This window comes from Streptomyces sp. NBC_01390, assembly GCF_045040105.1.
GTDB lineage: Bacteria > Actinomycetota > Actinomycetes > Streptomycetales > Streptomycetaceae > Streptomyces.
The window spans coordinates 8,191,690-8,213,786 of sequence record NZ_CP109551.1 but is presented as its reverse complement, the minus strand read 5'-3'; the positions used below and the strand labels follow the sequence as shown (position 1 = coordinate 8,213,786).

At 69.4% G+C, this 22,097-nt stretch carries 20 protein-coding genes; 10 read left to right on the top strand and 10 right to left on the bottom strand.

Features of this window, described 5'->3' with window-relative positions; translation table 11 throughout:
• Positions 1-135: 135 nt before the first annotated feature.
• The 3 genes from OG241_RS37065 to OG241_RS37055 all read right to left on the bottom strand — a co-directional run bounded on the left by OG241_RS37065 (position 136) and on the right by OG241_RS37055 (position 3,078).
• Positions 136-1,053 carry an ABC transporter permease gene (locus OG241_RS37065; protein ID WP_405821739.1) on the bottom strand — a complete coding sequence of 306 codons (918 nt, stop codon included), beginning with the start codon at positions 1,051-1,053 and terminating at the stop codon, positions 136-138.
• Positions 1,054-1,067: 14 nt separating this feature from the next.
• On the bottom strand, positions 1,068-1,889 hold the full coding sequence (locus OG241_RS37060; protein ID WP_405821737.1) for an ABC transporter ATP-binding protein: 822 nt from the start codon (positions 1,887-1,889) through the stop codon (positions 1,068-1,070).
• Between the two features lie 160 nt (positions 1,890-2,049).
• Positions 2,050-3,078 (bottom strand): ROK family protein, encoded by a 1,029-nt coding sequence (locus OG241_RS37055; protein WP_405821735.1) that lies wholly within the window; start codon positions 3,076-3,078, stop codon positions 2,050-2,052.
• Between the two features lie 437 nt (positions 3,079-3,515).
• On the opposite strand from OG241_RS37055, the gene OG241_RS37050 reads away from it, so the two are divergent.
• Positions 3,516-4,367 (top strand): alpha/beta fold hydrolase, encoded by an 852-nt coding sequence (locus OG241_RS37050; RefSeq protein WP_405821733.1) that lies wholly within the window; start codon positions 3,516-3,518, stop codon positions 4,365-4,367.
• Here OG241_RS37050 and OG241_RS37045 read toward each other — a convergent pair.
• On the bottom strand, positions 4,283-5,419 hold the full coding sequence (locus tag OG241_RS37045; protein WP_405821731.1) for a Fic family protein: 1,137 nt from the start codon (positions 5,417-5,419) through the stop codon (positions 4,283-4,285). The two genes, OG241_RS37050 and OG241_RS37045, sit on opposite strands and share 85 nt — an antisense overlap.
• 163 nt (positions 5,420-5,582) lie before the next feature.
• On the bottom strand, positions 5,583-6,671 hold the full coding sequence (gene ychF / locus OG241_RS37040; protein ID WP_405821729.1) for a redox-regulated ATPase YchF: 1,089 nt from the start codon (positions 6,669-6,671) through the stop codon (positions 5,583-5,585).
• Positions 6,672-6,848: 177 nt separating this feature from the next.
• Here ychF and OG241_RS37035 point away from each other — a divergent pair, with 177 nt between their 5' ends.
• A complete protein-coding gene (locus tag OG241_RS37035; RefSeq protein WP_405821727.1) occupies positions 6,849-7,418 on the top strand; it encodes a DUF6542 domain-containing protein in 570 nt (189 codons plus the stop codon).
• Between the two features lie 22 nt (positions 7,419-7,440).
• Here OG241_RS37035 and ppgK read toward each other — a convergent pair whose 3' ends face one another.
• Positions 7,441-8,187 (bottom strand): polyphosphate--glucose phosphotransferase, encoded by a 747-nt coding sequence (gene ppgK / locus OG241_RS37030; protein ID WP_405821725.1) that lies wholly within the window; start codon positions 8,185-8,187, stop codon positions 7,441-7,443.
• A gap of 29 nt (positions 8,188-8,216) precedes the next feature.
• The gene (locus OG241_RS37025) at positions 8,217-9,257 is read right to left on the bottom strand and encodes a 4-hydroxy-3-methylbut-2-enyl diphosphate reductase (RefSeq protein WP_405821723.1); all 1,041 of its coding nucleotides are present in this window, start codon (positions 9,255-9,257) and stop codon (positions 8,217-8,219) included.
• A gap of 146 nt (positions 9,258-9,403) precedes the next feature.
• Between OG241_RS37025 and xseA the strand changes: the two genes are divergently transcribed.
• The 3 genes from xseA (at position 9,404) to OG241_RS37010 (ending at position 11,632) form a co-directional block, all read left to right on the top strand.
• Complete coding sequence (gene xseA, locus OG241_RS37020) at positions 9,404-10,630, top strand: exodeoxyribonuclease VII large subunit (RefSeq protein WP_405821721.1); 1,227 nt, start codon at positions 9,404-9,406, stop codon at positions 10,628-10,630.
• A gap of 9 nt (positions 10,631-10,639) precedes the next feature.
• Positions 10,640-10,897 (top strand): exodeoxyribonuclease VII small subunit, encoded by a 258-nt coding sequence (locus OG241_RS37015; RefSeq protein WP_405821719.1) that lies wholly within the window; start codon positions 10,640-10,642, stop codon positions 10,895-10,897.
• A 144-nt stretch (positions 10,898-11,041) separates the two neighbouring features.
• On the top strand, positions 11,042-11,632 hold the full coding sequence (locus OG241_RS37010) for a malonic semialdehyde reductase (protein WP_405821717.1): 591 nt from the start codon (positions 11,042-11,044) through the stop codon (positions 11,630-11,632).
• Between the two features lie 110 nt (positions 11,633-11,742).
• Here the strand turns inward: OG241_RS37010 and OG241_RS37005 are convergent, their stop codons facing one another.
• Positions 11,743-12,273, bottom strand: coding sequence for a DUF4245 domain-containing protein (locus tag OG241_RS37005; RefSeq protein WP_405821715.1), 531 nt, complete (start codon positions 12,271-12,273; stop codon positions 11,743-11,745).
• Positions 12,274-12,401: 128 nt separating this feature from the next.
• On the opposite strand from OG241_RS37005, the gene glpX reads away from it, so the two are divergent.
• A complete protein-coding gene (gene glpX, locus OG241_RS37000) occupies positions 12,402-13,436 on the top strand; it encodes a class II fructose-bisphosphatase (RefSeq protein ID WP_405821713.1) in 1,035 nt (344 codons plus the stop codon).
• 142 nt (positions 13,437-13,578) lie between these two features.
• Here the strand turns inward: glpX and OG241_RS36995 are convergent, their stop codons facing one another.
• Together OG241_RS36995 and OG241_RS36990 are read right to left on the bottom strand one after the other, a co-directional pair.
• The gene (locus OG241_RS36995) at positions 13,579-13,950 is read right to left on the bottom strand and encodes a WhiB family transcriptional regulator (protein WP_059072941.1); all 372 of its coding nucleotides are present in this window, start codon (positions 13,948-13,950) and stop codon (positions 13,579-13,581) included.
• A 288-nt stretch (positions 13,951-14,238) separates the two neighbouring features.
• Positions 14,239-14,958, bottom strand: coding sequence for a DUF1707 domain-containing protein (locus OG241_RS36990; protein ID WP_405821711.1), 720 nt, complete (start codon positions 14,956-14,958; stop codon positions 14,239-14,241).
• 229 nt (positions 14,959-15,187) lie between these two features.
• Here OG241_RS36990 and OG241_RS36985 point away from each other — a divergent pair, with 229 nt between their 5' ends.
• The 4 genes from OG241_RS36985 (at position 15,188) to OG241_RS36970 (ending at position 22,097) form a co-directional block, all read left to right on the top strand.
• Positions 15,188-16,864, top strand: coding sequence for a fumarate hydratase (locus OG241_RS36985; RefSeq protein ID WP_405821709.1), 1,677 nt, complete (start codon positions 15,188-15,190; stop codon positions 16,862-16,864).
• 419 nt (positions 16,865-17,283) lie between these two features.
• The gene (locus OG241_RS36980; RefSeq protein ID WP_405821708.1) at positions 17,284-18,696 is read left to right on the top strand and encodes a class II fumarate hydratase; all 1,413 of its coding nucleotides are present in this window, start codon (positions 17,284-17,286) and stop codon (positions 18,694-18,696) included.
• Positions 18,697-18,769: 73 nt separating this feature from the next.
• Positions 18,770-19,462, top strand: a complete 693-nt coding sequence (locus OG241_RS36975) for a DUF402 domain-containing protein (protein WP_405821706.1) — start codon at positions 18,770-18,772, stop codon at positions 19,460-19,462.
• A gap of 574 nt (positions 19,463-20,036) precedes the next feature.
• Positions 20,037-22,097, top strand: coding sequence for a SpoIIE family protein phosphatase (locus OG241_RS36970; RefSeq protein ID WP_405826644.1), 2,061 nt, complete (start codon positions 20,037-20,039; stop codon positions 22,095-22,097).

The following is a 22,097-nucleotide window of genomic DNA, read 5'->3' as shown; positions in this document are numbered from 1 at the left end:
GCCATCGGGGGAGGGTGTGCCGAGGCGGCAGGGCAGCTCTGTGCGGATCTGTGCGGACCGGGGCAGGAGTCGCCGAGCGCCCCGCCGAAGCGGGCCACCCGTGGACGACGTGCGAGTGGACGACGTGCGAGTGGGTCAGTCGTGCGCGCTGTCGTGCCAGCGCAGGACGCGGCGTTCCACCAGCGTCACGACGAACAGCAGCAGCAGACCCAGGAGCGCGAGGACGAAGATCGAGGCGTACACGACCGGCAGCTGGTTCATCGACGACGCCACGCTGATCGCGGTGCCGAGGCCACGGGCCGATCCGGACGCCGACATCTCGGCCACCACCGCGCCGACGATCGACAGCGGGAAGACGATCCGCAGCGCCGCGAACACGAACGGCAGCGCGTTGGGGATGCGCACGTGCCGCAGCAGTTCGAAGCGGCCGGCGTCCATCGTCCGGTAGACGTGCAGCACCTGCTGCGGCACCGATCGCAGACCCGCCGCGGTGTTGATGAGGATCGGGAAGAAGCAGATCAGGCCGGCGATGACGAGCTTGGGCAGCGGGCCGAAGCCGAAGGCCACGACCAGCGCCGGTGCGATCGCCACGAGCGGCGTGACGTTCAGGACGACCGCGATCGGCATGACCGCCCGGCGTACCAGGGGAAGTTCACTCGTCAGCACCGCGAGGACGAACGCGGCGACGAACCCGATGGCGAGGCCGCCCATCGCCTCCCCCAGGGTGACGAGGGCGTTGTCGACGTAGTAGCCGGACTGCGCGCTGAGCGAGTCGCCGATCTTCGGCAGCGGCGGCAGCAGGTAGGGCAGTTTCGCGGCCCCCCACTGCCACAGGACGGCGAGCACCGCCAGCATCACGGCGAGGGGCAGCCACATGGAGGGCCGGACCCACGCGGTCAGGGACCGCGGATGCCGGGGGCTGAAGCGCGACGGTTCAGACGTCTCTGATGGTTCCGACGTCTCTGACGGTTCTGACGCGTCTACGGGCTTGTCCGCGCCGGTCGCCGGGACGATGCCGGTGCTGGTGGTGGTGCGTTCGTCGGCCATGGTCATCTGTCGCGTCCCCTTCACGCGGCCGCGCCGTGCCAGGCGTGGCGCAGCCGGTCCCGGATCAGGTCCTCGTACTCGTGGAAGCGCTGTTCCCGGAAGAGGTGTGCGTTGCGTGGCCGGGGCAGGTCGATGTCGACGCTCTCCACGATGCGGCCCGGGTTCGGGGCCATGACGACCACGGTGTCGGAGAGCCGGACGGCCTCGGAGACCGAGTGGGTGACGAAGAGAACGGTCGTCTTCAGCTCGTCCCACAGGTCGAGCAGCTGGTCCTGCAGGCTCTCGCGGGTGAATTCGTCGAGGGCCGAGAAGGGCTCGTCCATGAGGAGCACGTCGGGTTGCAGGCCGAAGGCGCGCACGATCGCCGCGCGCTGCTGCATACCGCCGGACAGCTGCGCCGGGAGCTTGTGCTTGGCCTCGCCGAGACCTGCCTTGACGAGCAGTTCCCCCATGTCCGGCGCCGGTTGCCGCTTCCCGGAGCCGGCGATGCGTGCACGGCGTCCGACGGCACCCTTGTTGATCTTCTGCGGCAGGGTGACGTTCCGCAGCACGGACAGCCACGGCAGCAGTGCCGGGCTCTGCGGTACGAGGCCGATCATCTTGGCGGCGCACGCCTGCGCCGGTGTGACGCCGTGCACCCGCGTCTCACCCCGGTCGGGCTGCTCGAGGCCGGCCACCATACGAAGCAGAGTCGACTTGCCGCAGCCGCTGGGCCCGATGAGGCTGACGAAGCGGCCGGAGGCCACCGTCAGGTCGACGCCGTCAAGGGCGTTCGTGGCGGACGGCCCGTATCCGTAGACGCGGTGCACCGACCGCAGTTCCAGCGCTGGCGTACCAGTCACCTTCACGCTCCCATCCATCTCGCGAGCACGAAGGCCCGATCCTGGAAGTCGGAGAGCGTGCGTAGCGAGTGCGGTGACTGCGACGCGGAAATCCGCTTAGCTGCCTTCGACCGTAGGAGCCCCGTGTTTCACTCGGCCGCGGCCTTCCGTTTCGCGGCGGTTACGCTAGCGGCAGTGGCGTCACGGAACCGGCTCCGGCTCCGTCGAAGACGTAGATCTCGATGCCGAGGTCGGCCGCCGCGCACGCCACCCAGCCACCGAGGGCCTGCACGATCAGCTCGGTGACCACGAGTACCGCACGCTCGGCGGTCGGCACCGCGTCACGCAACCAGATCAGCTTGAACATGTCCGCCATGACCTTGTTGCGGTAAGCGGGTTTGTAGGCGCCCTGGTTGGCGACGAGTTGGACGAGCACCCGGCCCTCGACGTCCATCCCCTCGACCTCGACACGGTTGCCGTCCGGCAGCATCAGCGGCTTCGGGCGCAGAGAATTGCCGAGCCGGTCCCCGAGGGCGAGCAGCATACGGCGTTCGACGGAGCCTTCGGAGAGGCGGCTCCACTCGGTGGGGGCCTCAAGGGCGGTCACATGGCGCATCTTCCCGAGTGTAGAAAACACCCGTTTCCCACGTGTTTCCCATGGGTTGGCGCCTACCGGACGGGGCTGGCCGGCACCATGCGCCACCGACTCGTCGCCGAGTTCTGATACCTCTGTCCGGGGTGCGGTCAGGCACAGTTCGTTCACCCGGTCGCGCAGCGGTTGCAGAAGCTGGTCGCCCGCGCGGGAGAGTCCGCCGCCGATGACGACGAGGTCTGGGTCGAGGGTGAGGACGCGGGCCGAGATGCCGTTGGCGAGGGCGGACACGTAGGCGCGTACGGTGTCGGCGGCCTCGAGGTCGCTCGGCGCGGCGCTGAACACGGCCTCGGCGTCGGCACCGCGGGCCTCCAGGTCGCCGGGGGCGTCGCACCAGCCCAGCAGGCGCAGGTTCCCGATCTCGCCGGCGGCGCCGTTCGGACCCCGGTGCAGCCGTCCGCCGACGATCATCCCGGCACCGGTGCGCCGGCCGGCGAGGATGTACACGACATCGTCGATGTGGCGGGCGCAGCCGCGCCAGTGCTCGGCGAGGGTGGCGTCATTCTCGGCGTTCACCTGGCAGCCGAAGCGGCTGGCGAAGTAGCCGCTGAGGTTCACTCAGCTTCACGTACTACCCGGCCGGCCGCCCGTCGTCGCCGAGTTCGTGGAGTCGTCCTTCGACGTCGTGCGCGCCAAGCGATTGGGTCGGCACCGGCAGCTTCCACCTGACCGGCCTCTCCGACCGCGACCCGAAGCACCTCTGCGTGCGGCGCGGGCCAGGGCCTGTCGTCGGATTCCCGTCTGCCTGGCGACGCCATGCGCGCACTCTCACCGCACCGGGCACACTGCCGGTCATCGGGTAGCCGGAGGCCGCGCTCTGCACCGACGCCCTGGTCACCCTCGCCGCCACGCGCACCTTCCCGGTGAAGCAGCCGCCCTCGGGGACGCTGATGAGCGCCATGCATCACGGCGTCCCCAACCGGCATTGGACCGCCCCGGAGCCGGTCACCAATAGTGCTGGGCATGGGCGCAGACGCCATGACGGAGGTTCACCGATGACCATCTCCCCACCACCCGGAACCGCCGAGCCGGCCCGTGCCGCCTCGCCGTTGACGATCAGCGAGCAAGGCGCGTTCTGGGTCGGTGTCGGGCGCAAGCCGACCGAGGCCGGGACCGCCGCCGAGGCCGCGATGCACGTCCAGTACCAGATCCCGGCCGATCTCCGGCATCCGCTGCCTGTGGTGATGGTCCACGGGGGCGGCGGCCAGGGCACGGACTACCTGTCGACGCCGGACGGCCGCCCCGGCTGGGCCACCCGGTTCCTCCAGGCCGGTTACGCCGTGTACGTGGTCGACCGTCCAGGTCACGGGCGCTCCCCGTACCACCCCGATGTCCTCGGGCCCATCGAGGGCGCGGCGCCGACGTACGAGTTCATCCGCTGGCTGTTCTGCGACGGGGCGGGACGACCCGGCAGCCAGTGGCCCGGCAGCGGCGAGATCGGCGACGACTCCGCGCTGGACCAGTTGATGGCGAGCCAGGGCCCGACGCTGCCCACCTTCGCCGAGAACGAGGAGCAGATGCGGCGCTGCGGGGCCGAGTTGCTGGACCGTATCGGACCGGCCGTGCTGATCACCCACTCCATGGGGGCGCCGTTCGGCTGGCTGGTCGCCGATGCCCGGCCCGGTCTGGTAAAGGCCGTCGTCTCCATCGAGCCGATAGGACCCCCGTTCATCGAACTGCCCGGCCTCGGAAAGCTGCAACCTGCGCAGTCGCGAACTCCGGACAGTTCCGCCATATCGCGGGACCTGACCGCGCGACGCCCTCAACGTGTGTACGGATCGGCCAGCGGCAGCGGCGTCCGAGCCGCTTCCAGGGCTGGCTCCGGAAAGGCGGGGCCGGCGGTGTAGAAGCGGGCACGGGTACGACCGACCGGTGTCAGGACGCCTGCCGCGACCAGGTCCCGCAGGTCGCGTTGAGCCCGCTGCAGGCTCAGATCCTCCGCTCGTTCGTAGCGTGTACGACGTACCCGCCCCGACATCGCCACGTCATGCAGAGCGGAAACCACCCTCTCCTCCAGCCCACGGACCTCCGCGAACTCACCGAGCAGAAGCCACACCCGACTCGAACGATCCAGGCGGCTACGTACGGTCTGCGCCTGCTGATGGTAGGCGGTGAGGTTGAAACGGACCCAGTCGGAGACGTCCTGGTCGGGGCGGTAGGTGGCCCCCCGGCGCTGCAACTCGCGGTAGTACTCCCAGGTGTTGCCAGGGCGCCCCAGCCAAGCCTCGATCGAGGAGAACTCGGGGGCCAGTTCTCCTTCTCTCGCGATCATGAGTGTTTGGAGGGACCGGGACATGCGGCCGTTTCCATCCGCCCACGGGTGGATGGAAACGAGGTGCAGATGCGCCATGGCGGCCCGTACCAGCGGGTGAGTGCCGTCGTCCGTGTTCAGCCACTCGACCAGTTCGCCCGTCAACGCAGGCACATCGACTGCGTCCGGCGCCGTGTATGCCGCGATGCTGGGGTCGCGGACGTCCGTCACGTACACCGCTCCGCGCCGCCACTGCCCGGCCGGCTTCCGCGAGGTGTGCCGGTGCCCCTGCAACATCCAGTGGAGCGCGTTGAGCAACTCCTTGCCGTAACGGAAGTCAGAGGCATCGTGCAGCGTCTGGATGTACGTCATCATCCGCTGGTAAGCGAGGGTCTCCTCGCGATCCTCCTCGGAGACGTCGACATCCTTCTCGCCCTCCAGAAGGTCCTCGACGTCGACCGTGGACACTTTGAAGCCCTCGATCGAGTTGGAGGCCGCCACCGCGTCGGCAGTCAAGAACTTACGCAGCCCTTCGGTCCACTTCGTCGGAGTGGACCGGACCTGCAGGCGCAATGAGTGACGAAGGTCTTCGATCTCACCGAGCACACGCTGGTCCTCGGCGTCGAGAGCAGGCGTGGGGAAGAGCATGCCCACACCATAGAATGACGCAAACATTACGTCAATGCGTCAGCCCCCGTCGGCGGCCGGCATCAAGCCCGCACGAGAGCGACGAAGGGGCCGAGCCCACGAGGAGGCTCGGCCCCGGATCCACACGTCAAACCAATCACATCAACGCACAGTAACCCGTCGATCACACATTGAAACGGAACTCCACCACGTCCCCGTCCTGCATCACGTACTCCTTGCCCTCCATGCGGGCCTTGCCCTTGGCGCGGGCCTCGGCGACCGAGCCCGTTTCCACCAGGTCCTCGAAGGAGATGACCTCCGCCTTGATGAAGCCCTTCTGGAAGTCGGTGTGGATGACTCCGGCGGCCTCGGGGGCGGTGGCGCCCTTCTTGATGGTCCAGGCGCGGGATTCCTTGGGGCCGGCCGTCAGGTAGGTCTGCAGGCCCAGGGTGTCGAAGCCGACGCGGGCCAGAGTGGCCATACCGGGCTCCTCGACACCCACCGACTCCAGAAGCTCCATCGCCTCCTCCTCGTCGAGCTCGGCGAGGTCCGCCTCCAGCTTGGCGTTGAGGAAGATCGCCTCGGCGGGGGCGACCAGGGCGCGCTGCTCGGCCTTGAAGTCCTCGTCGACCAGTTCGTCCTCGTCGACGTTGAAGACGTAGAGGAAGGGCTTGGTGGTGAGCAGGTGCAGGTCGTGGAGGAGTTCCTCGTTGCCGGAGCCCTGGACGATGCCCTGCGAGAAGAGCGTGTCGCCCTTCTCCAGGACCTCCTTCGCCGCCTCGACCGCGGCGACCTTCGGCCCGATGTCCTTCTTGATGCGTGACTCCCGCTGGAGGCGCGGCAGGACCTTCTCGATCGTCTGGAGGTCCGCGAGGATCAGCTCGGTGTTGATCGTCTCGATGTCGTCCTTCGGCGAGACCTTGCCGTCGACGTGTACGACGTTCTCGTCCTGGAAGGCGCGGATCACCTGGCAGATCGCGTCCGACTCGCGGATGTTCGCGAGGAACTTGTTGCCCAGGCCCTCGCCCTCCGAGGCGCCCTTCACGATGCCCGCGATGTCGACGAAGTCGACGGTCGCCGGAAGGATCTTCTGCGAACCGAAGATCTCGGCCAACTTCGCGAGACGCGCGTCCGGGACACCGACCACGCCGACGTTCGGTTCGATCGTGGCGAACGGGTAGTTGGCCGCCAGCACGTCGTTCTTGGTCAGGGCGTTGAACATGGTCGACTTGCCGACATTCGGCAGACCGACGATTCCGATCGTGAGCGACACGTTGCGACTTCCCGTACGAGAGGAGGGTGAGGAGGGTGGAGACGATCCCTCAGTCTACGGGCTGACTCACCCCCCGCCCGGCGCCGTATCGAACGCTTGGACAAGGTCTGTCCGAGAGTCTCTCTGTCGGCGTGTCTGAGGGGCTGTTCCGTGTACGGGCCGACCTAGGTTGGTCCAGTGGAGCAACACAGGATCCGACACCGTCCCCCGAACTCCGGCCCCGCCCGCCCCGGCCCCGGCGCCTCGGCGGCCCCGCGCGGCGGTCGTGTCGGCGGGCAGGCGACGGCCGGATCCCGGCGTCCGCCGGCCACCGCGCGGCGGTCCGCCCCGCCGGTCGTGCGGGCTCTGCGCCGGATGCCCGACCCCCGGCTCACCGGGCTCGGCGGCGGGCTGTTCTGCGCCGCGGTGATGTTCGCGCTCGGCTGCCTCGACCAGTTGCTGTTCGGGGCGTCCCTGACGGCGTACGGAGTGCTGTTCCTGCCGGTGTGCGCGCTGACCGCGGCATGGGTACGGGGCGCCGACCTGGTGATCGCGCCAGTCGTCGTACCCATCGCCTTCACCGTGGGCCTGCTGCCCGTGGCCGACGGCGACGGCGGGCTCTTCTCCCACCTGATGAGCATCGTCACCGCGCTCGCCACCGAGGCCGGCTGGCTGTACGGGGGGACACTCGTCGCGGGTGTCATCGCGACCGTACGGAAGATCCGCCTGATGAACCGGCGACCGCGACGGACCCGTATGCCGGCGTGAGCCGCCCCCGTCACAACTCCGTCTACGACTCCTTGGCCGCCCGCATCGCCGCGCCCACGATCCCGGCGTTGTTCTGCAGCTGCGCCGGGACGATCTCCGCCTTGATGCCCTCGATCAGCGGCAGGAACTTCTGCGACTTGCGGCTGACCCCGCCGCCGATGATGAAGAGCTCGGGTGAGAACAGCATCTCCACATGAGCCAGGTACTTCTGGACGCGGTGGGCCCAGTGCTCCCAGGTCAGTTCGTTGTCGTCCTTGGCCTTGGTGGACGCCCGGGTCTCCGCGTCGTGGCCGTGCAGTTCCAGGTGGCCCAGTTCCGTGTTCGGGACCAGGACGCCCTCGACGAAGAGGGCGCTGCCGATGCCCGTGCCGAAGGTGAGGAGGGCGACCGTGCCTCTGCGGTCGCGGCCCGCGCCGAACTGCATCTCGGCGACGCCCGCCGCGTCCGCGTCGTTCAGCACCGTCACCGGGAGGCCGCCCAGGCGGTCGCTCAGCAACGCGCGCGCGTCCGTGTCGATCCAGTTCTTGTCGACGTTCGCCGCCGTACGGATCGTCGAGCCGCCCGTGACCACGCCCGGGAACGTGATCCCGACCGGGCCCGTCCACCCGAAGTGGTCGACGACCTCCTTCACGCCGTCCGCCACCGCGTCGGGGGTGGCCGGGTGCGGGGTCAGCACCTTGAAGCGCTCCTCCGTGAGGTCGCCCCTGTCCAGGTCCACAGGGGCGCCCTTGATCCCTGACCCACCGATGTCCACGCCGAAGATGTGCATGGCTCTACGTTACGGCGTACGACTGACAGTCACTCACTCGAGGGGGTGCTTGCGGCAGTACCGGCGGGCGCCACGCCCGTGCGCCGGGCCACCAGCTCGGCAGCCTCCGCGCGCAGGTCGCGGCGCAGCTCCTTCGGCAGCGAGAACGTGATGGACTCCTCGGCCGCCTTGACGAGCTCCACGTCCTCGAAGCCACGCGTCGACAGCCACTCCAGGACCTGCTCGACGAGGATCTCGGGAACCGACGCGCCCGAGGTGACGCCGACCGTCGACACGCCGTCCAGCCAGGCCTCGTCGATCTCGTCGGCGAAGTCAACGAGGTATGCCTCGCGGGCGCCGGCGAGCTTCGCGACCTCGACCAGCCGGACCGAGTTCGAGGAGTTCTTGGAGCCGACGACGATCACCAGCTCCGCCTCCTCGCCCATCTGCTTCACCGCGAGCTGACGGTTCTGGGTGGCGTAGCAGATGTCGTCGCTGGGCGGGGAGATGAGCTGCGGGAACTTCTCCTTGAGGGCGTCGACGGTCTCCATCGTCTCGTCCACGGAGAGGGTGGTCTGGGACAGCCAGACGACCCTCGACGGGTCGCGGACCTCGACCTTGGCGACGTCCTTCGGTCCGTCGACCAGCGTGATGTGGTCGGGGGCCTCGCCGGAGGTGCCGATGACCTCCTCGTGGCCCTCGTGCCCGATCAGGAGGATGTCGTAGTCCTCGTCCGCGAATCGGACGGCTTCCTTGTGGACCTTGGTGACGAGGGGGCAGGTCGCGTCGATGGTCGCGAGCTTGCCGGCGGCGGCCTCGTCGTGGACGACAGGGGCGACGCCGTGCGCGGAGAACATGACGATGGACCCCTCGGGGACCTCCGCGGTCCGCTCGACGAAGATCGCGCCCTTCTTCTCGAGGGTCTGCACGACGTATTTGTTGTGCACGATCTCGTGCCGGACGTAGATGGGCGCCCCGTACTGTTCGATGGCTTTCTCGACGGCGATCACGGCGCGGTCCACGCCCGCGCAGTAGCCCCGGGGGGCGGCGAGCAGGACACGGCGGCCAGGCGAAGCGGTCATGGGAACCATCGTAAGGCCGCGCTGCGCGCGGCAACGATGCTGCACCCGGGGGCTGCGCCCCCGGACCCCCCTTTCGCGCTGAACACGCTCGCCCTCAATCGCCGGACGGGCTGGAGGGGCCCGGCGTTGTCAGTAGTGGCCGTTAGTCTCGCGGTATGGGTCTCAATACGTCCGCTGACGCTCCGCTGCCTGTCGGTGAGGTGTCGCGGCTCATCGGGAGGTGGATCGACCGGCTCGGCGCCGTGTGGGTCGAGGGGCAGATCACCCAGTTGTCGCGGCGCCCGGGCGCCGGCGTGGTGTTTCTGACGCTGCGTGACCCCTCGCACGACATCTCCGTCGCCGTCACCTGCTATCGGCAGGTGTTCGACAGCATCGCCGACGTGGTGAGCGAAGGGGCCCGAGTCGTCGTACTCGCCAAGCCCGAGTGGTACGCGCCGCGAGGGCAGTTGTCGCTGCGGGCCACCGAGATAAGGCCGGTCGGGGTCGGGGAACTGCTCGTCCGGCTGGAGCAGTTGAAGAAGGCCCTGGGCAACGAGGGGCTGTTCGCCGCCGACCGGAAGAAGGCGCTGCCCTTTCTGCCCCACCTCGTCGGGCTCGTGTGCGGGCGCGCCTCCGCCGCCGAGCGGGACGTCCTGGAGAACGCACGCCGGCGCTGGCCCGCCGTCCGTTTCGAGGTGCGCAACGTCGCCGTGCAGGGCGTGCACGCCGTGTCGCAGGTCGTCCAGGCCGTGAAGGAGCTGGACGATCTCGACGACGTGGATGTGATCGTCGTGGCTCGCGGTGGCGGGAGCGTGGAGGATCTCCTGCCCTTCTCCGACGAGCAGCTCGTCCGGGCGGTCGCCGCCTGTCGTACGCCCGTCGTCTCCGCCATCGGGCACGAACCCGACCATCCGCTCCTCGACTACGTGGCGGATCTGCGGGCCTCCACTCCCACGGACGCCGCCAAGAAGGTCGTACCCGACGTGGGCGAGGAGTACGAGCGGGTGCGGTTGCTGCTCGATCGGGCCCGGCGGTCCGTCCACGCCTTCGTCGAGCGGGAGGAGCGCGGGCTGGCGCACGCCCTTGCCCGGCCCGCCATGGAGGATCCGCACCGGATGATCGACGAACGGGCCGACCACGTCGCCTCCCTCGTCGAACGGGCGCGGCGCACCCTCGGCCATCTCCTCGACCGCGCCGATTCCGAGCTGTCGCACACCCACGCGCGCGTGGTGGGCCTCTCCCCCGCCGCGACCCTGCGGCGCGGGTACGCGGTGCTGCAACAGGCCGACGGACACGTGGTCCGGGATCCGGGTGGGGTGGCGGCCGACGAGACCTTGCGGGCACGGGTCGCCGAGGGTGAGTTCACTGTTCGAGTCGAGGTTGCCGATGTTGTCGATGTTTAGGGTGTGCCCATGACCAGCAACGTGAGTGAGGCGCTCGGCTACGAGCAGGCGCGGGACGAGCTGATCGAGGTCGTACGGCGGCTGGAGGTGGGCGGTACGACGCTGGAGGAGTCCCTCGCCCTCTGGGAGCGCGGCGAGGAGCTCGCCAAGGTGTGCCGGCAGTGGCTGGAGGGGGCGCGCAAGCGGCTCGACGCGGCACTGGCCGAGAGCTCGACGGCGGGAGACGACGAGGAGGACGAGGGGGGCGACGCTGCCTCCGGCTCCTAGTGATCCGCTGGCAGTGCCGGCTCGTTTTCTGTGAAGAGGGTCACCATTCACCCCTCTTTTGTTGAACCTTGAACTTCTTCTTTGTACTGTCGACGACGTCAGCCGATCCCGCCGGATCCGACGCACGTCTACAGAAGGTCTGCCATGTCTCTCGTTCTTGACCCCGCCGCCCAGGACCTCCTCTTCCGCGAGGCCCGCACCGCGAACACCTTCACCGACGAGCCGGTGTCGGACGAGCAGGTGCAGGCGATCTACGACCTGGTCAAGTACGGCCCGACCGCGTTCAACCAGACCCCGCTGCGCATCACCCTGGTCCGGTCCGCCGAGGCCCGCGAGCGCCTCGTGCAGCACATGGCCGAGGGCAACCAGGCGAAGACCGCCACGGCGCCGCTGGTCGCGATCCTCTCCGCGGACAACGAGTTCCACGAGGAGCTGCCGGCCCTCCTCCCGGCCTTCCCCCAGGCCAAGGACCTCTTCTTCAGCGAGCGTTCCGCCCGTGAGGGTGCCGCCGGCCTCAACGCCGCGCTGCAGGCCGCGTACTTCATCATCGGTGTGCGTGCCGCCGGCCTCGCCGCCGGCCCGATGACCGGTGTCGACTTCGCGGGCCTCCAGAAGGAGTTCCTGGACGGCGACCACACCCCGCTGATGGTCGTCAACATCGGCAAGCCGGGCGCCGACGCCTGGTACCCGCGCTCCCCCCGTCTGGCGTACGACGAGGTCATCACCACCGTCTGACGTCCGACACCGACGCACCGGCCCACAACGGCGCGTTCATGACCGAGGCCCCCGGCTCAAGCCGGGGGCCTCGGTCATGCCTGCCTGGTCTGCCTGGCGTGCCCGGTCTGCTACGTCGTCTTCAGAGCCTGGGCCATCCGCGTCAGGCGGTCGAACGGGGCCGTGCCCGCCACCACCGTGGTGGAACCCTTCTCGCGCAGCACCAGCGCGTCGTACTTCTCGCCCTCGTACCGCGTCCACGTCGCGTCACCGATGCGCTGGGTGACCTTTGTCTCCCTGGCCTTCTGGGTGGCTTCGTCGATGAAGACGGACGGCTTCTGAGCGGACTGCTCCACCGCCACGTACTCACCCTCGGAGTCGTGGAAACCCAGGTGCCACGCGTCGAAGTTGTCGCCGGAGAAACGCACCGACGTCGCCTTCCAGTCGGCCGGCAGGCCCTGGGGCGCGGCCACCGGGTAGCTCGCCGCGCGGCGGGCCGTCAGCAACTCGACGCGGTAGTCGACCCTTTTGAGGTCGGGAGCGGAGTCGTCGTGCGGGACGAAGACATAGATCACTCCCGCCGCGAGACTGATGAGGCCCAGGGAAAGAATCATGTCCCGGGCCGACTTCTGCTTGCCGGTCTTGCCGTTCGAACCTGCCACGCCCCCCATCGTCGCAGGTGCACCCGCCCGCTCATCCGTGGGGCCCCCTGCTCATTTTGTCTGCCTGGCGATAGAGTCGGGAGCCACACCCTCATCCGGCCGTCGCCGTATCAGAAAGGTGCGTCTCGATGACCGAGCATCATCATCTGCCGTCCGAACTCGAAGTCCCCTCCGAGGCCCCCGACCGCAACCTCGCCCTGGAACTCGTCCGCGTGACCGAGGCCGCCGCGATGGCCGCGGGCCGCTGGGTCGGCCGCGGTGACAAGAACGGCGCCGATGGTGCCGCCGTGCGCGCCATGCGGACCCTCGTCTCGACCGTCTCGATGAACGGCGTCGTCGTCATCGGAGAGGGCGAGAAGGACGAGGCGCCCATGCTGTTCAACGGTGAGCAGGTCGGCGACGGGACCGGGCCCGAGTGCGACATCGCCGTCGACCCGATCGACGGTACGACCCTGACCGCCAACGGCATGACGAACGCCATCGCGGTCCTCGCGGCGGCCGACCGCGGGTCGATGTTCGACCCGTCCGCGGTCTTCTACATGGACAAGCTGGTCACCGGACCGGAAGCCGCCGACTTCGTCGACATCAACGCCCCCGTGTCCGTGAACATCCGCCGGGTCGCCAAGGCCAAGCGGGTCACGCCCGAGGACGTCACCGTCGTCATCCTCGACCGGCCGCGCCACGTCGGCATCATCAAGGAGATCCGGGAGACCGGCGCTCGTATGAAGCTGATCTCCGACGGCGATGTCGCCGGTTCGATCCTCGCCCTGCGCGAGGGCACCGGCGTCGATCTGCTGCTGGGCATCGGCGGTACGCCCGAGGGCATCATCTCGGCCTGTGCCGTGAAGTGCCTCGGCGGCACCATCCAGGGCAAGCTGTGGCCGAAGGACGACGCGGAGCGGCAGCGGGCGGTGGACGCCGGGCACGATCTCGACCGCGTGCTGACGACCGACGACCTGGTCTCCGGCGAGAACGTGTTCTTCGTCGCCACCGGCATCACCGACGGTGAGTTGCTGCGAGGGGTTCGTTATCGGTCGGAGACGGCGACGACGGAGTCGATCGTGATGCGGTCGAAGTCCGGGACGGTGCGGCAGATCTCGTCCGAGCATCGGCTCAGCAAGCTGAGGGCTTACAGCGCGATCGACTTCGATCGCGCCAAGTAGCCAGGTAGGTACGCCGTAGGTATGACGTCGGTACGGCGAGAACACCCCGCGCGTGAATGGGGCGCCCTCTGTGCGGAGAGGGCGCCCTTCTTCATGACCAGGGCAAGCGGCGTGAGCAGGGCCGGCCGGGGTACCCGGTGGGTCAGCCCGCTGCCGCTATCGGGCCGCGGGCGGCCTTGTTGAGTTCCATTTCGCGGCGGCGGCGCCTGGCCAGGACCACGCGGCGTTCGGCGGCGGTGAGGCCGCCCCAGACGCCGTACGGCTCGGGCTGCAGCAGTGCGTGTTCCCGGCACTCGACCATGACCGGACAGCCACCGCACACCCGCTTGGCCGCCTGCTCCCGGGAGAGCCGGGCCGCGGTCGGTTCCTTGGACGGGGCGAAGAAGAGACCCGCCTCGTCGCGCCGGCACACCGCCTCGGTGTGCCACGGGGCGTCCTGGTCCCTCTCCCGCACTGGCACCCGCTGGGGCGGAACGGCGGCGACCTGCAGGGACGAATGCGGCGGTTGCAGCACGGTCTACTCCTGACGACGGCTTCTTCGCGAGCTGGAGGGAGCCGTGGGGCCCACGTGGGCCGGGGCGACGGGTCCGGAGCGTCCGGTGCGTGCGATCGCAAGGCGCGCGCATGCCGGGCGTACCGGGTTCCGCGTGAAGCCCACGGCACCCTCCAAGAGACGATGCAGCAAGCCCTACCCGCTGTGCGCGCGCCTATGCACTGAGTCCCCGACCGCTGGGGCCCCAAGGCACTGCCGAGGCGTCACGACCTGACCGAATTCCTCCGAGTGCGACCGAATTCACAACCGTCAATGGCCCAGGTGTTTGCGCAAACCCCTGTCGACCTTGCGCGAGACGCGGTCGAGGATGTCCTCGATCACCTTGCCCCGCTTGGGCTTCGCCTCGACGTTGCCGAGTATGGCCAGCCCGTCCACGTAGACCACGGGCGCGTCGGGATCACCCGAATCCAGCGTGCTCACCTCGAAGTTGCCGAGGACACCGCCGCCCGTGCCGCGCAACGAGACATTCTCCGGGACGCGGATCTCGACGTTGCCGAAGACCGAGATCGCCTTGATCACCACCTGCTGGTACTCGAACATCGCCTCGCTGAGGTCGATCTCGATGCTGCCGAAGATGGCGTACGCGTGCATACGGCGGCCCGCGCGCCAGCGGCCCTTGCGGACGGCGCTGCTGAAGACCGCCACCACGTTGTCGTCCGGGTCGAGCGGGATCGCGCCCGGGGTGGGGTGGTTGGGTGCGGGGGTGTATCCCCACCCGGCGGCGGCCCGGGGAGCGTGGGACTGGTGGGACGCGTGGGACTGCTGGCCGGCGGGGAGGTCCCGTACGAAGACCTCCAGTTCGCCGACCGTCTTGGCGCCCAGGACGCCCTCGACGCGCTCGGCGTGCTCGTCGGGCGTGAGACGGCCCTCGGCCAGCGCCTCGCGCAGCAGGTCCGCGATGCGGTCACGGTCGGCGTCCGACGCGCGGAGTTCGTCCACGCGCGGTTCGGTGTGCTTCTGAAGGTCCACGGAAGCAGCGTACCCAAACGCGATAGATCGCGACTAGGGGTGTGGACGGACGGAGTGGATGGACGAAGTGGACATGTGGAGTGGACATGTGGAGTGGGCGGCGGGTCGTCTCGTTCGAGCCTGCTCCCTCTCAACTGAGTCTTACCTAACAAGCTGTTCCCGTCCGGCAGGTCATACGCTGGTGGGCGCCCGCCGATGAAGGCAGGCCGCTGTCTTCGTCGAGTGAGGAATGGGCGAGATGCCTGAGTTCGCGTACACCGATCTGCTCCCCATGGGAGAGGACACCACCCCGTACCGGCTGGTGACCTCCGAGGGTGTCTCCACCTTCGAGGCCGACGGGCGGACGTTCCTCAAGGTCGAGCCGGAGGCCCTGCGCAAGCTCGCCGCCGAGGCCATCCACGACATCCAGCACTATCTGCGGCCCGCCCACCTGGCGCAGCTGCGGCGCATCATCGACGACCCCGAGGCGTCGAGCAACGACAAGTTCGTGGCGCTGGACCTGCTGAAGAACGCCAACATCGCGGCGGCCGGCGTGCTCCCGATGTGCCAGGACACCGGTACGGCGATCGTCATGGGCAAGCGCGGGCAGAACGTCCTCACGACGGGCGGGGACGAGGCGGCCCTGTCCCAGGGCATCTACGACGCCTATCTGAACCTGAACCTGCGCTACTCGCAGATGGCTCCGCTCACCATGTGGGAGGAGAAGAACACCGGGTCGAACCTCCCCGCGCAGATCGAGCTGTACGCGACGGACGGGGGCGCGTACAAGTTCCTCTTCATGGCCAAGGGCGGCGGCTCGGCCAACAAGTCGTTCCTCTACCAGGAGACGAAGGCCGTCCTGAACGAGGCCTCCATGATGAAGTTCCTGGAGGAGAAGATCCGTTCGCTGGGCACGGCCGCCTGTCCGCCGTACCACCTGGCGATCGTGGTGGGCGGCACGAGCGCCGAGTACGCGCTGAAGACCGCGAAGTACGCCTCCGCGCACTACCTGGACGAGATCCCGGCCGAGGGTTCGCCACTCGGGCACGGCTTCCGGGACAAGGAGCTGGAGGAGAAGGTCTTCGAGCTGACGCAGCGGATCGGGATCGGGGCGCAGTTCGGCGGCAAGTACTTCTGCCACGACGTGCGGGTGGTGCGGCTGCCGAGGCACGGTGCCTCGTGTCCCGTCGCCATCGCCGTGTCCTGCTCGGCCGACCGGCAGGCCGTCGCGAAGATCACGGCCGAGGGTGTCTTCCTGGAGCAGTTGGAGACGGACCCGGCGCGGTTCCTGCCGGAGACGACGGACGAACATCTGGACGAGGCGTCGGACGTGGTTCGCATCGACCTCAACCAGCCGATGGACGACATCCTCGCCGAGCTGGGCAAGTACCCGGTGAAGACGCGGTTGTCGCTCTCCGGGCCGCTGGTCGTGGCGCGGGACATCGCGCACGCCAAGATCAAGGAGCGGCTGGACGCGGGTGAGGAGATGCCGCAGTACCTGAAGGACCACCCGGTGTACTACGCCGGGCCGGCGAAGACGCCCGAGGGGTACGCGTCGGGGTCGTTCGGGCCGACCACGGCCGGGCGTATGGACTCCTACGTCGAGCAGTTCCAGGCGGCGGGCGGGTCCAAGGTGATGCTGGCGAAGGGGAATCGGTCGGCGCAGGTCACCAACGCGTGTGACGCGCACGGTGGGTTCTATCTCGGGTCGATCGGGGGACCTGCGGCCCGGCTGGCCCAGGACTGCATCAAGAAGGTCGAGGTCGTCGAGTACGAGGAGCTCGGGATGGAGGCGGTGTGGAAGATCGAGGTCGAGGACTTCCCGGCGTTCATCGTGGTTGACGACAAGGGCAACGACTTCTTCAAGGATCCGGCGCCGGCGCCTACGTTCACGAGTATTCCGGTGCGGGGGCCGGGGCTGGGCTAGTCAGGGTGGCTGTCGGGGTGGTGGGGGTGGGCGTAGCGGTTGTCTCGCCCCCGCCGCCCCTACCCGTCCCATCCCCAGGGGCTGCGCCCCTTCGACCCCACCAGGGGGCTGCGCCCCCTGGACCCCCCATCGGCCTGAACGGCCTCGTCCTCAAACGCCGGACGGGCTGAGAAGACGGCCCGGGCGGGCGGGAAAAGGGGGGCGACGTGCCCCGACCCGAGCTTCAGAAGCAGCAGGGGCGGGTGGGTGGGAAAGAAGGCCCGCGTGCCCCGACCTTGGCTGGAGAAGCCTCGGGGCGGGTGGGTGGGAAAAGAAGGTTCAGGTGGCCAGGCCTGCGCTCCAGATGCCCCCGGGCAAGTGATCGTCTTCGGGGGAATACGTCTCCTCAGGCCCGCGCTGTCCCTTCCGGAGGTACGACCATGACTTCGCCCGACCAGCCTCAGCAGCCGCCGCAGTACCGGACCGAGCACGACTCCATGGGGGAGGTCCGTGTCCCCGTTCATGCCAGGTGGCGGGCCCAGACCCAGCGTGCCGTCGAGAACTTTCCTGTCTCCGGGCAACGTATCGAGCGTGCCCACATCGAGGCGCTCGCCCGGATCAAGGGTGCCGCCGCGAAGGTCAACGCCCAGCTCGGGGTGGTCGACAAGGACATCGCCGACGCCATTCAGGAGGCCGCCGGGGAGGTTGCCGCCGGGGACTGGGACGAGCACTTTCCGGTCGACGTGTTCCAGACCGGCTCCGGTACCTCGTCCAACATGAACGCCAACGAGGTCATCGCGAGCCTCGCCAGTGAGCGGCTCGGCAGGGACGTACACCCCAATGACCACGTCAACGCCTCGCAGTCGTCCAACGACGTGTTCCCCTCCTCCATCCACATCGCCGCCACCGCGGCCGTCACCCGCGACCTGATCCCCGCCCTCGACCACCTCGCGGACGCCCTCACCCGCAAGTCCGAGGAGTTCGCCGACGTCGTGAAGTCGGGGCGTACGCATCTCATGGACGCCACCCCCGTGACGCTCGGGCAGGAGTTCGGTGGGTACGCGGCCCAGGTGCGGTACGGCGTGGAGCGGCTGCGTGCCTCGCTGCCCCGGCTCGCCGAGCTGCCGCTCGGTGGCACCGCCGTCGGGACCGGGATCAACACGCCTCCCGGGTTCTCCGCCGCCGTGATCGAGGAGGTCGCCCGGGCCACCGGGCTGCCCCTCACCGAGGCCCGCGACCACTTCGAGGCGCAGGGCGCCCGGGACGGGATCGTCGAGACCAGCGGGCAGCTCCGGACGATCGCCGTCGGGCTGACCAAGATCGCCAACGATCTGCGGTGGATGGCCTCCGGGCCGCGTACCGGACTCGCCGAGATCAGCCTGCCCGATCTGCAGCCGGGGTCGTCGATCATGCCCGGCAAGGTCAACCCCGTGATCCCCGAGGCCGTGCTGATGGTCTCCGCGCAGGTCATCGGCAACGACCTCACCGTCACCACCGCCGGTGCCGCCGGCAACTTCGAACTCAATGTCATGCTGCCGGTGATCGCGAAGAACGTTCTCGAGTCCGTACGACTGCTCGCCAACGTCTCGCGGCTGCTCGCCGATCGGACCGTCGACGGGATCGTCGCCCACCGGGAGCGAGCGCGCGAGTACGCGGAGTCCTCGCCGTCCGTCGTCACGCCGCTCAACAAGTACATCGGGTACGAGGAAGCGGCCAAGGTGGCCAAGAAGTCGCTGGCCGAGAAGAAGACGATTCGCCAAGTCGTCCTGGAAGGCGGGTACGTGGAGCGTGGAGATCTCTCCGTCGAGCAGCTCGACAGCGCGCTGGATGTCCTGCGGATGACGCGCCCGTAACGTCATCCGGCCACTGGCGTGAACCGTGACACGCACTGCGGCGTCGTATGCCTGTGGCACCTAATATCTCTTCATGACAGACGACGGAGCGTTGAGACGAGTGGAAGCGGGCGGATCAGCGGCGTACTGGTCCCCCGGGAGTCAGATCCTGTGGCGATACCGTGAGAACTCCGGGGACCGCTTCCACATCGTGCGTCCCGTCACCGTCGTACGGGACGATTCCGAGCTGCTCGCGGTGTGGATGGCGCCGGGCACCGAGTGCGTCAAGCCTGTACTGGCGGACGGTACGCCCGTGCACGTGGAGCCGCTGGAGTCGCGGTACACCAAGCCCCGGACCGTGCAGCGCGACCGCTGGTTCGGCACCGGGGTGCTGAAGCTGGCGCGGCCCGCCGAGCCCTGGTCCGTGTGGCTTTTCTGGGAACCGGGCTGGCAGTTCAAGAACTGGTACGTGAACCTGGAGGAGCCGCTGGTCCGTTGGGCCGGCGGGGTCGATTCCGAGGACCACTTTCTCGACATCACCGTGAATCCCGACCGGACTTGGGAGTGGCGCGACGAGGACGAGTTCGCACAGGCCCAGCAGGCCGGGCTGATGGACGCCCAACTCGCCGAAAGGGTACGGAAAGCGGGGCGTTCCGCAGTGGAGGTGATCCAGGCCTGGGGGGCTCCGTTCGCGGATGGCTGGCAGCACTGGCGCCCGGATCCGTCGTGGGCTGTACCGTCACTGCCGGAGGACTGGGACCGTACGCCCGCGCACATGTCGTCATGAGACCCTTGATGCGCCCCCGGTACGCAACCGTAGGATCGTCCTCCGCAAGGGCGCACTACCGTAACTCCCGGAACATGCGCTGGGCCTGACCATACGTCACCGAGGGGCGGCAGGACGTGAGCGAGGGGAACGAGGGCAACACCGGTCGGAGCCGAACAGGGCTCGCCGGTGCATCAGGAACAACCTCTGACCACGCCGGTTTTCCGTTCCTGGGGCACGTATTCCGGGTATCGGGAAGTCGGCGGGACCAACTGCGCGCACAACGCGCAGCCCCGGACGGATGGATTCGACACGCGTGACGGAGCAACCCACCTCGCACGAGCGCCCTCGGCCGGGCACCGGCCGGCCGGACATCCCCGCGGACACCCGCGGGGCGCTGCTGCGTTCCCCGGAGGCGGCGGCTCTGCCCCTGCCGAAGCAGACGACAGGGCAGCAAGGGGCCGCCGGCACACCGGAGGCCGCCGCCTGCCTCGGGACGGGCTCCGAGAGCCCCGAGACCGTCGGCAGCGCCGGTACGACCGCGCACGACGCGGGAACATCGGGAACAGCGGGAACAGAGGCGGGAACAGGCGCGATGGCATCCAGCTCGGGTACGGGTACCGGTACGTCAGGCTCCACGGGGCCCAACCCCGCCGGTCCCCCGGCCACCCCCGGGCCGGAGCACTCGCAGTCCGACCAGCCGTCCTCGACCGAACCCGACGCGCACCGCCCGCGTCCGGCGCCGGACAGCATCCCGGTCCAGCCGGGCGCCGAGACGGACCGCCCGGGCACGGAGAACCACGCGACGGAGCACCACGCCACGGACACCCACCCGAGCCCGAACGGCCCCGCCGAGGGCGACAGCGCCGACCCGGCCGCGAGCGATCTCGCGGGCAGGGAGCGGCGTTCCGGGCAGGGAAGTACCACCGGCGCTCCCCTGCCGATGCGGCGGGACGGCGACCGGCTGCGGTTCGTCGGTGCCGCCACCCGGCGGATCGCGCGGGGCATCGACCTCGACGAGATCGTGATGGGGCTGTGCCGGGCCACCGTGCCGACGTTCTCCGACACGATCCTCGTGTATCTGCGCGATCCGCTGCCCGTCGGCGACGAGCGGCCCACCGGCCCGCTGGTGCTGCGGCTGCGCCGCACGGACCGGTTGCCGCAGGAGCGGGACACCGAGAACAGCTTTCTGGCCACCTCCGCCGTCCCGCAGCCGCTGCCCGAGCTGTCCCCGGTCAGCGCCGAACTGTGCGAGGTGCGTCCCGGCGGCGCGCTCGCCGAGGTGCTGCGCGGCGTCCGGCCCGTCTTCGCGGACGCGCCCGCCGCCCGCGCGGCCCTGCCCGAACTGCTCGGCGACTCCTGCGACCTGGACGTACCGGACGGCCAGCGCGCGATCCTCGCCCCGCTGCGCGGCCGGCGCCGCGTCATCGGGGCCGCGCTGTTCCTGCGCCGGCCGGACCGGATCCCGTTCGAGACGGACGATCTGCTGGTCGCCGCCCAGCTGGCCACGCACAGTGCCCTCGGCATCGACAAGGCGGTGCTGTACGGCCGCGAGGCCTACATCGCCGACGAGCTGCAGCGCACGATGCTGCCGGAGACCCTGCCGCGCCCGACCGGCGTACGGCTCGCGTCCCGCTATCTCCCGGCCGCCGAGACCGCCCGCGTCGGCGGTGACTGGTACGACGCCATCCCGCTGCCCGGCAGCCGGGTCGCGCTCGTCGTCGGCGACGTCATGGGGCACTCCATGACCAGTGCGGCCATCATGGGCCAGCTGCGGACGACCGCCCAGACCCTCGCCGGGCTCGACCTGCCCCCGCAGGAGGTCCTGCACCACCTCGACGAACAGGCCCAGCGACTCGGTACGGACCGCATGGCGACCTGCCTCTACGCGGTGTACGACCCGGTGTCGCACCGGATCACCATCGCCAACGCCGGCCATCCGCCGCCCGTCCTGCTGCACCTGGGCGGCCGGGCCGAGGTGCTCAAGGTGCCGTCCGGCGCGCCCATCGGGGTCGGCGGTGTCGACTTCGAGGCCGTGGAGCTGGACGCGCCCGCCGGTGCCACCCTGTTCCTCTACACGGACGGGCTCGTCGAGTCCCGGCTGCGGGACGTCTGGACCGGCATAGAGCAGTTGCGCGAGAAGCTCGCCGCGACCGCCCAGCTGACCGGGCCGGACCATCCGCCGCCCCTCGAAGCGCTGTGCGACGAGGTGCTCGACATGCTCGGCCCGGGCGACCGGGACGACGACATCGCGCTGCTCGCCGCCCGCTTCGACGGCATCGCGCCGAGCGACGTCGCGTACTGGTACCTGGACCCGGAGGACGCGGCCCCCGGCCGGGCCCGCCGGCTCGCCCGGCGCGCCCTGTCCCGCTGGGGTCTGGAGGAGATGACCGACTCGGTGGAGCTGCTGGTCAGCGAGGTCGTGACCAACGCGGTGCGCTACGCGTCCCGGCCGATCACCCTGAGGCTGCTGCGGACCGACGTACTGCGCTGCGAGGTCGGCGACGACGTGCCGCAGCTGCCGCGGCTGCGGCAGGCGCGGGCCACGGACGAGGGCGGCCGGGGTCTGTATCTCGTCAACCGGCTGGCCCGGCGCTGGGGTGCGACCCGGCTGAGCACGGGGAAGGTGGTCTGGTTCGAGTTGGGCCGGACGTGA

Excerpts from the sequence above, each read along its gene's own strand:
- OG241_RS37065 (WP_405821739.1), bottom strand. The coding sequence starts at position 1,053 with ATGACCATGGCCGACGAACGCACCACCACCAGCACCGGCATCGTCCCG.
- OG241_RS37050 (WP_405821733.1), top strand. The coding sequence starts at position 3,516 with ATGACCATCTCCCCACCACCCGGAACCGCCGAGCCGGCCCGTGCCGCC.
- OG241_RS37045 (WP_405821731.1), bottom strand. The coding sequence starts at position 5,419 with ATGCTCTTCCCCACGCCTGCTCTCGACGCCGAGGACCAGCGTGTGCTC.
- ppgK (WP_405821725.1), bottom strand. The coding sequence starts at position 8,187 with ATGCACATCTTCGGCGTGGACATCGGTGGGTCAGGGATCAAGGGCGCC.
- OG241_RS37025 (WP_405821723.1), bottom strand. The coding sequence starts at position 9,257 with ATGGTTCCCATGACCGCTTCGCCTGGCCGCCGTGTCCTGCTCGCCGCC.
- xseA (WP_405821721.1), top strand. The coding sequence starts at position 9,404 with ATGGGTCTCAATACGTCCGCTGACGCTCCGCTGCCTGTCGGTGAGGTG.
- OG241_RS37015 (WP_405821719.1), top strand. The coding sequence starts at position 10,640 with ATGACCAGCAACGTGAGTGAGGCGCTCGGCTACGAGCAGGCGCGGGAC.
- OG241_RS37010 (WP_405821717.1), top strand. The coding sequence starts at position 11,042 with ATGTCTCTCGTTCTTGACCCCGCCGCCCAGGACCTCCTCTTCCGCGAG.
- glpX (WP_405821713.1), top strand. The coding sequence starts at position 12,402 with ATGACCGAGCATCATCATCTGCCGTCCGAACTCGAAGTCCCCTCCGAG.
- OG241_RS36985 (WP_405821709.1), top strand. The coding sequence starts at position 15,188 with ATGGGCGAGATGCCTGAGTTCGCGTACACCGATCTGCTCCCCATGGGA.
- OG241_RS36980 (WP_405821708.1), top strand. The coding sequence starts at position 17,284 with ATGACTTCGCCCGACCAGCCTCAGCAGCCGCCGCAGTACCGGACCGAG.
- OG241_RS36975 (WP_405821706.1), top strand. The coding sequence starts at position 18,770 with ATGACAGACGACGGAGCGTTGAGACGAGTGGAAGCGGGCGGATCAGCG.
- OG241_RS36970 (WP_405826644.1), top strand. The coding sequence starts at position 20,037 with ATGGCATCCAGCTCGGGTACGGGTACCGGTACGTCAGGCTCCACGGGG.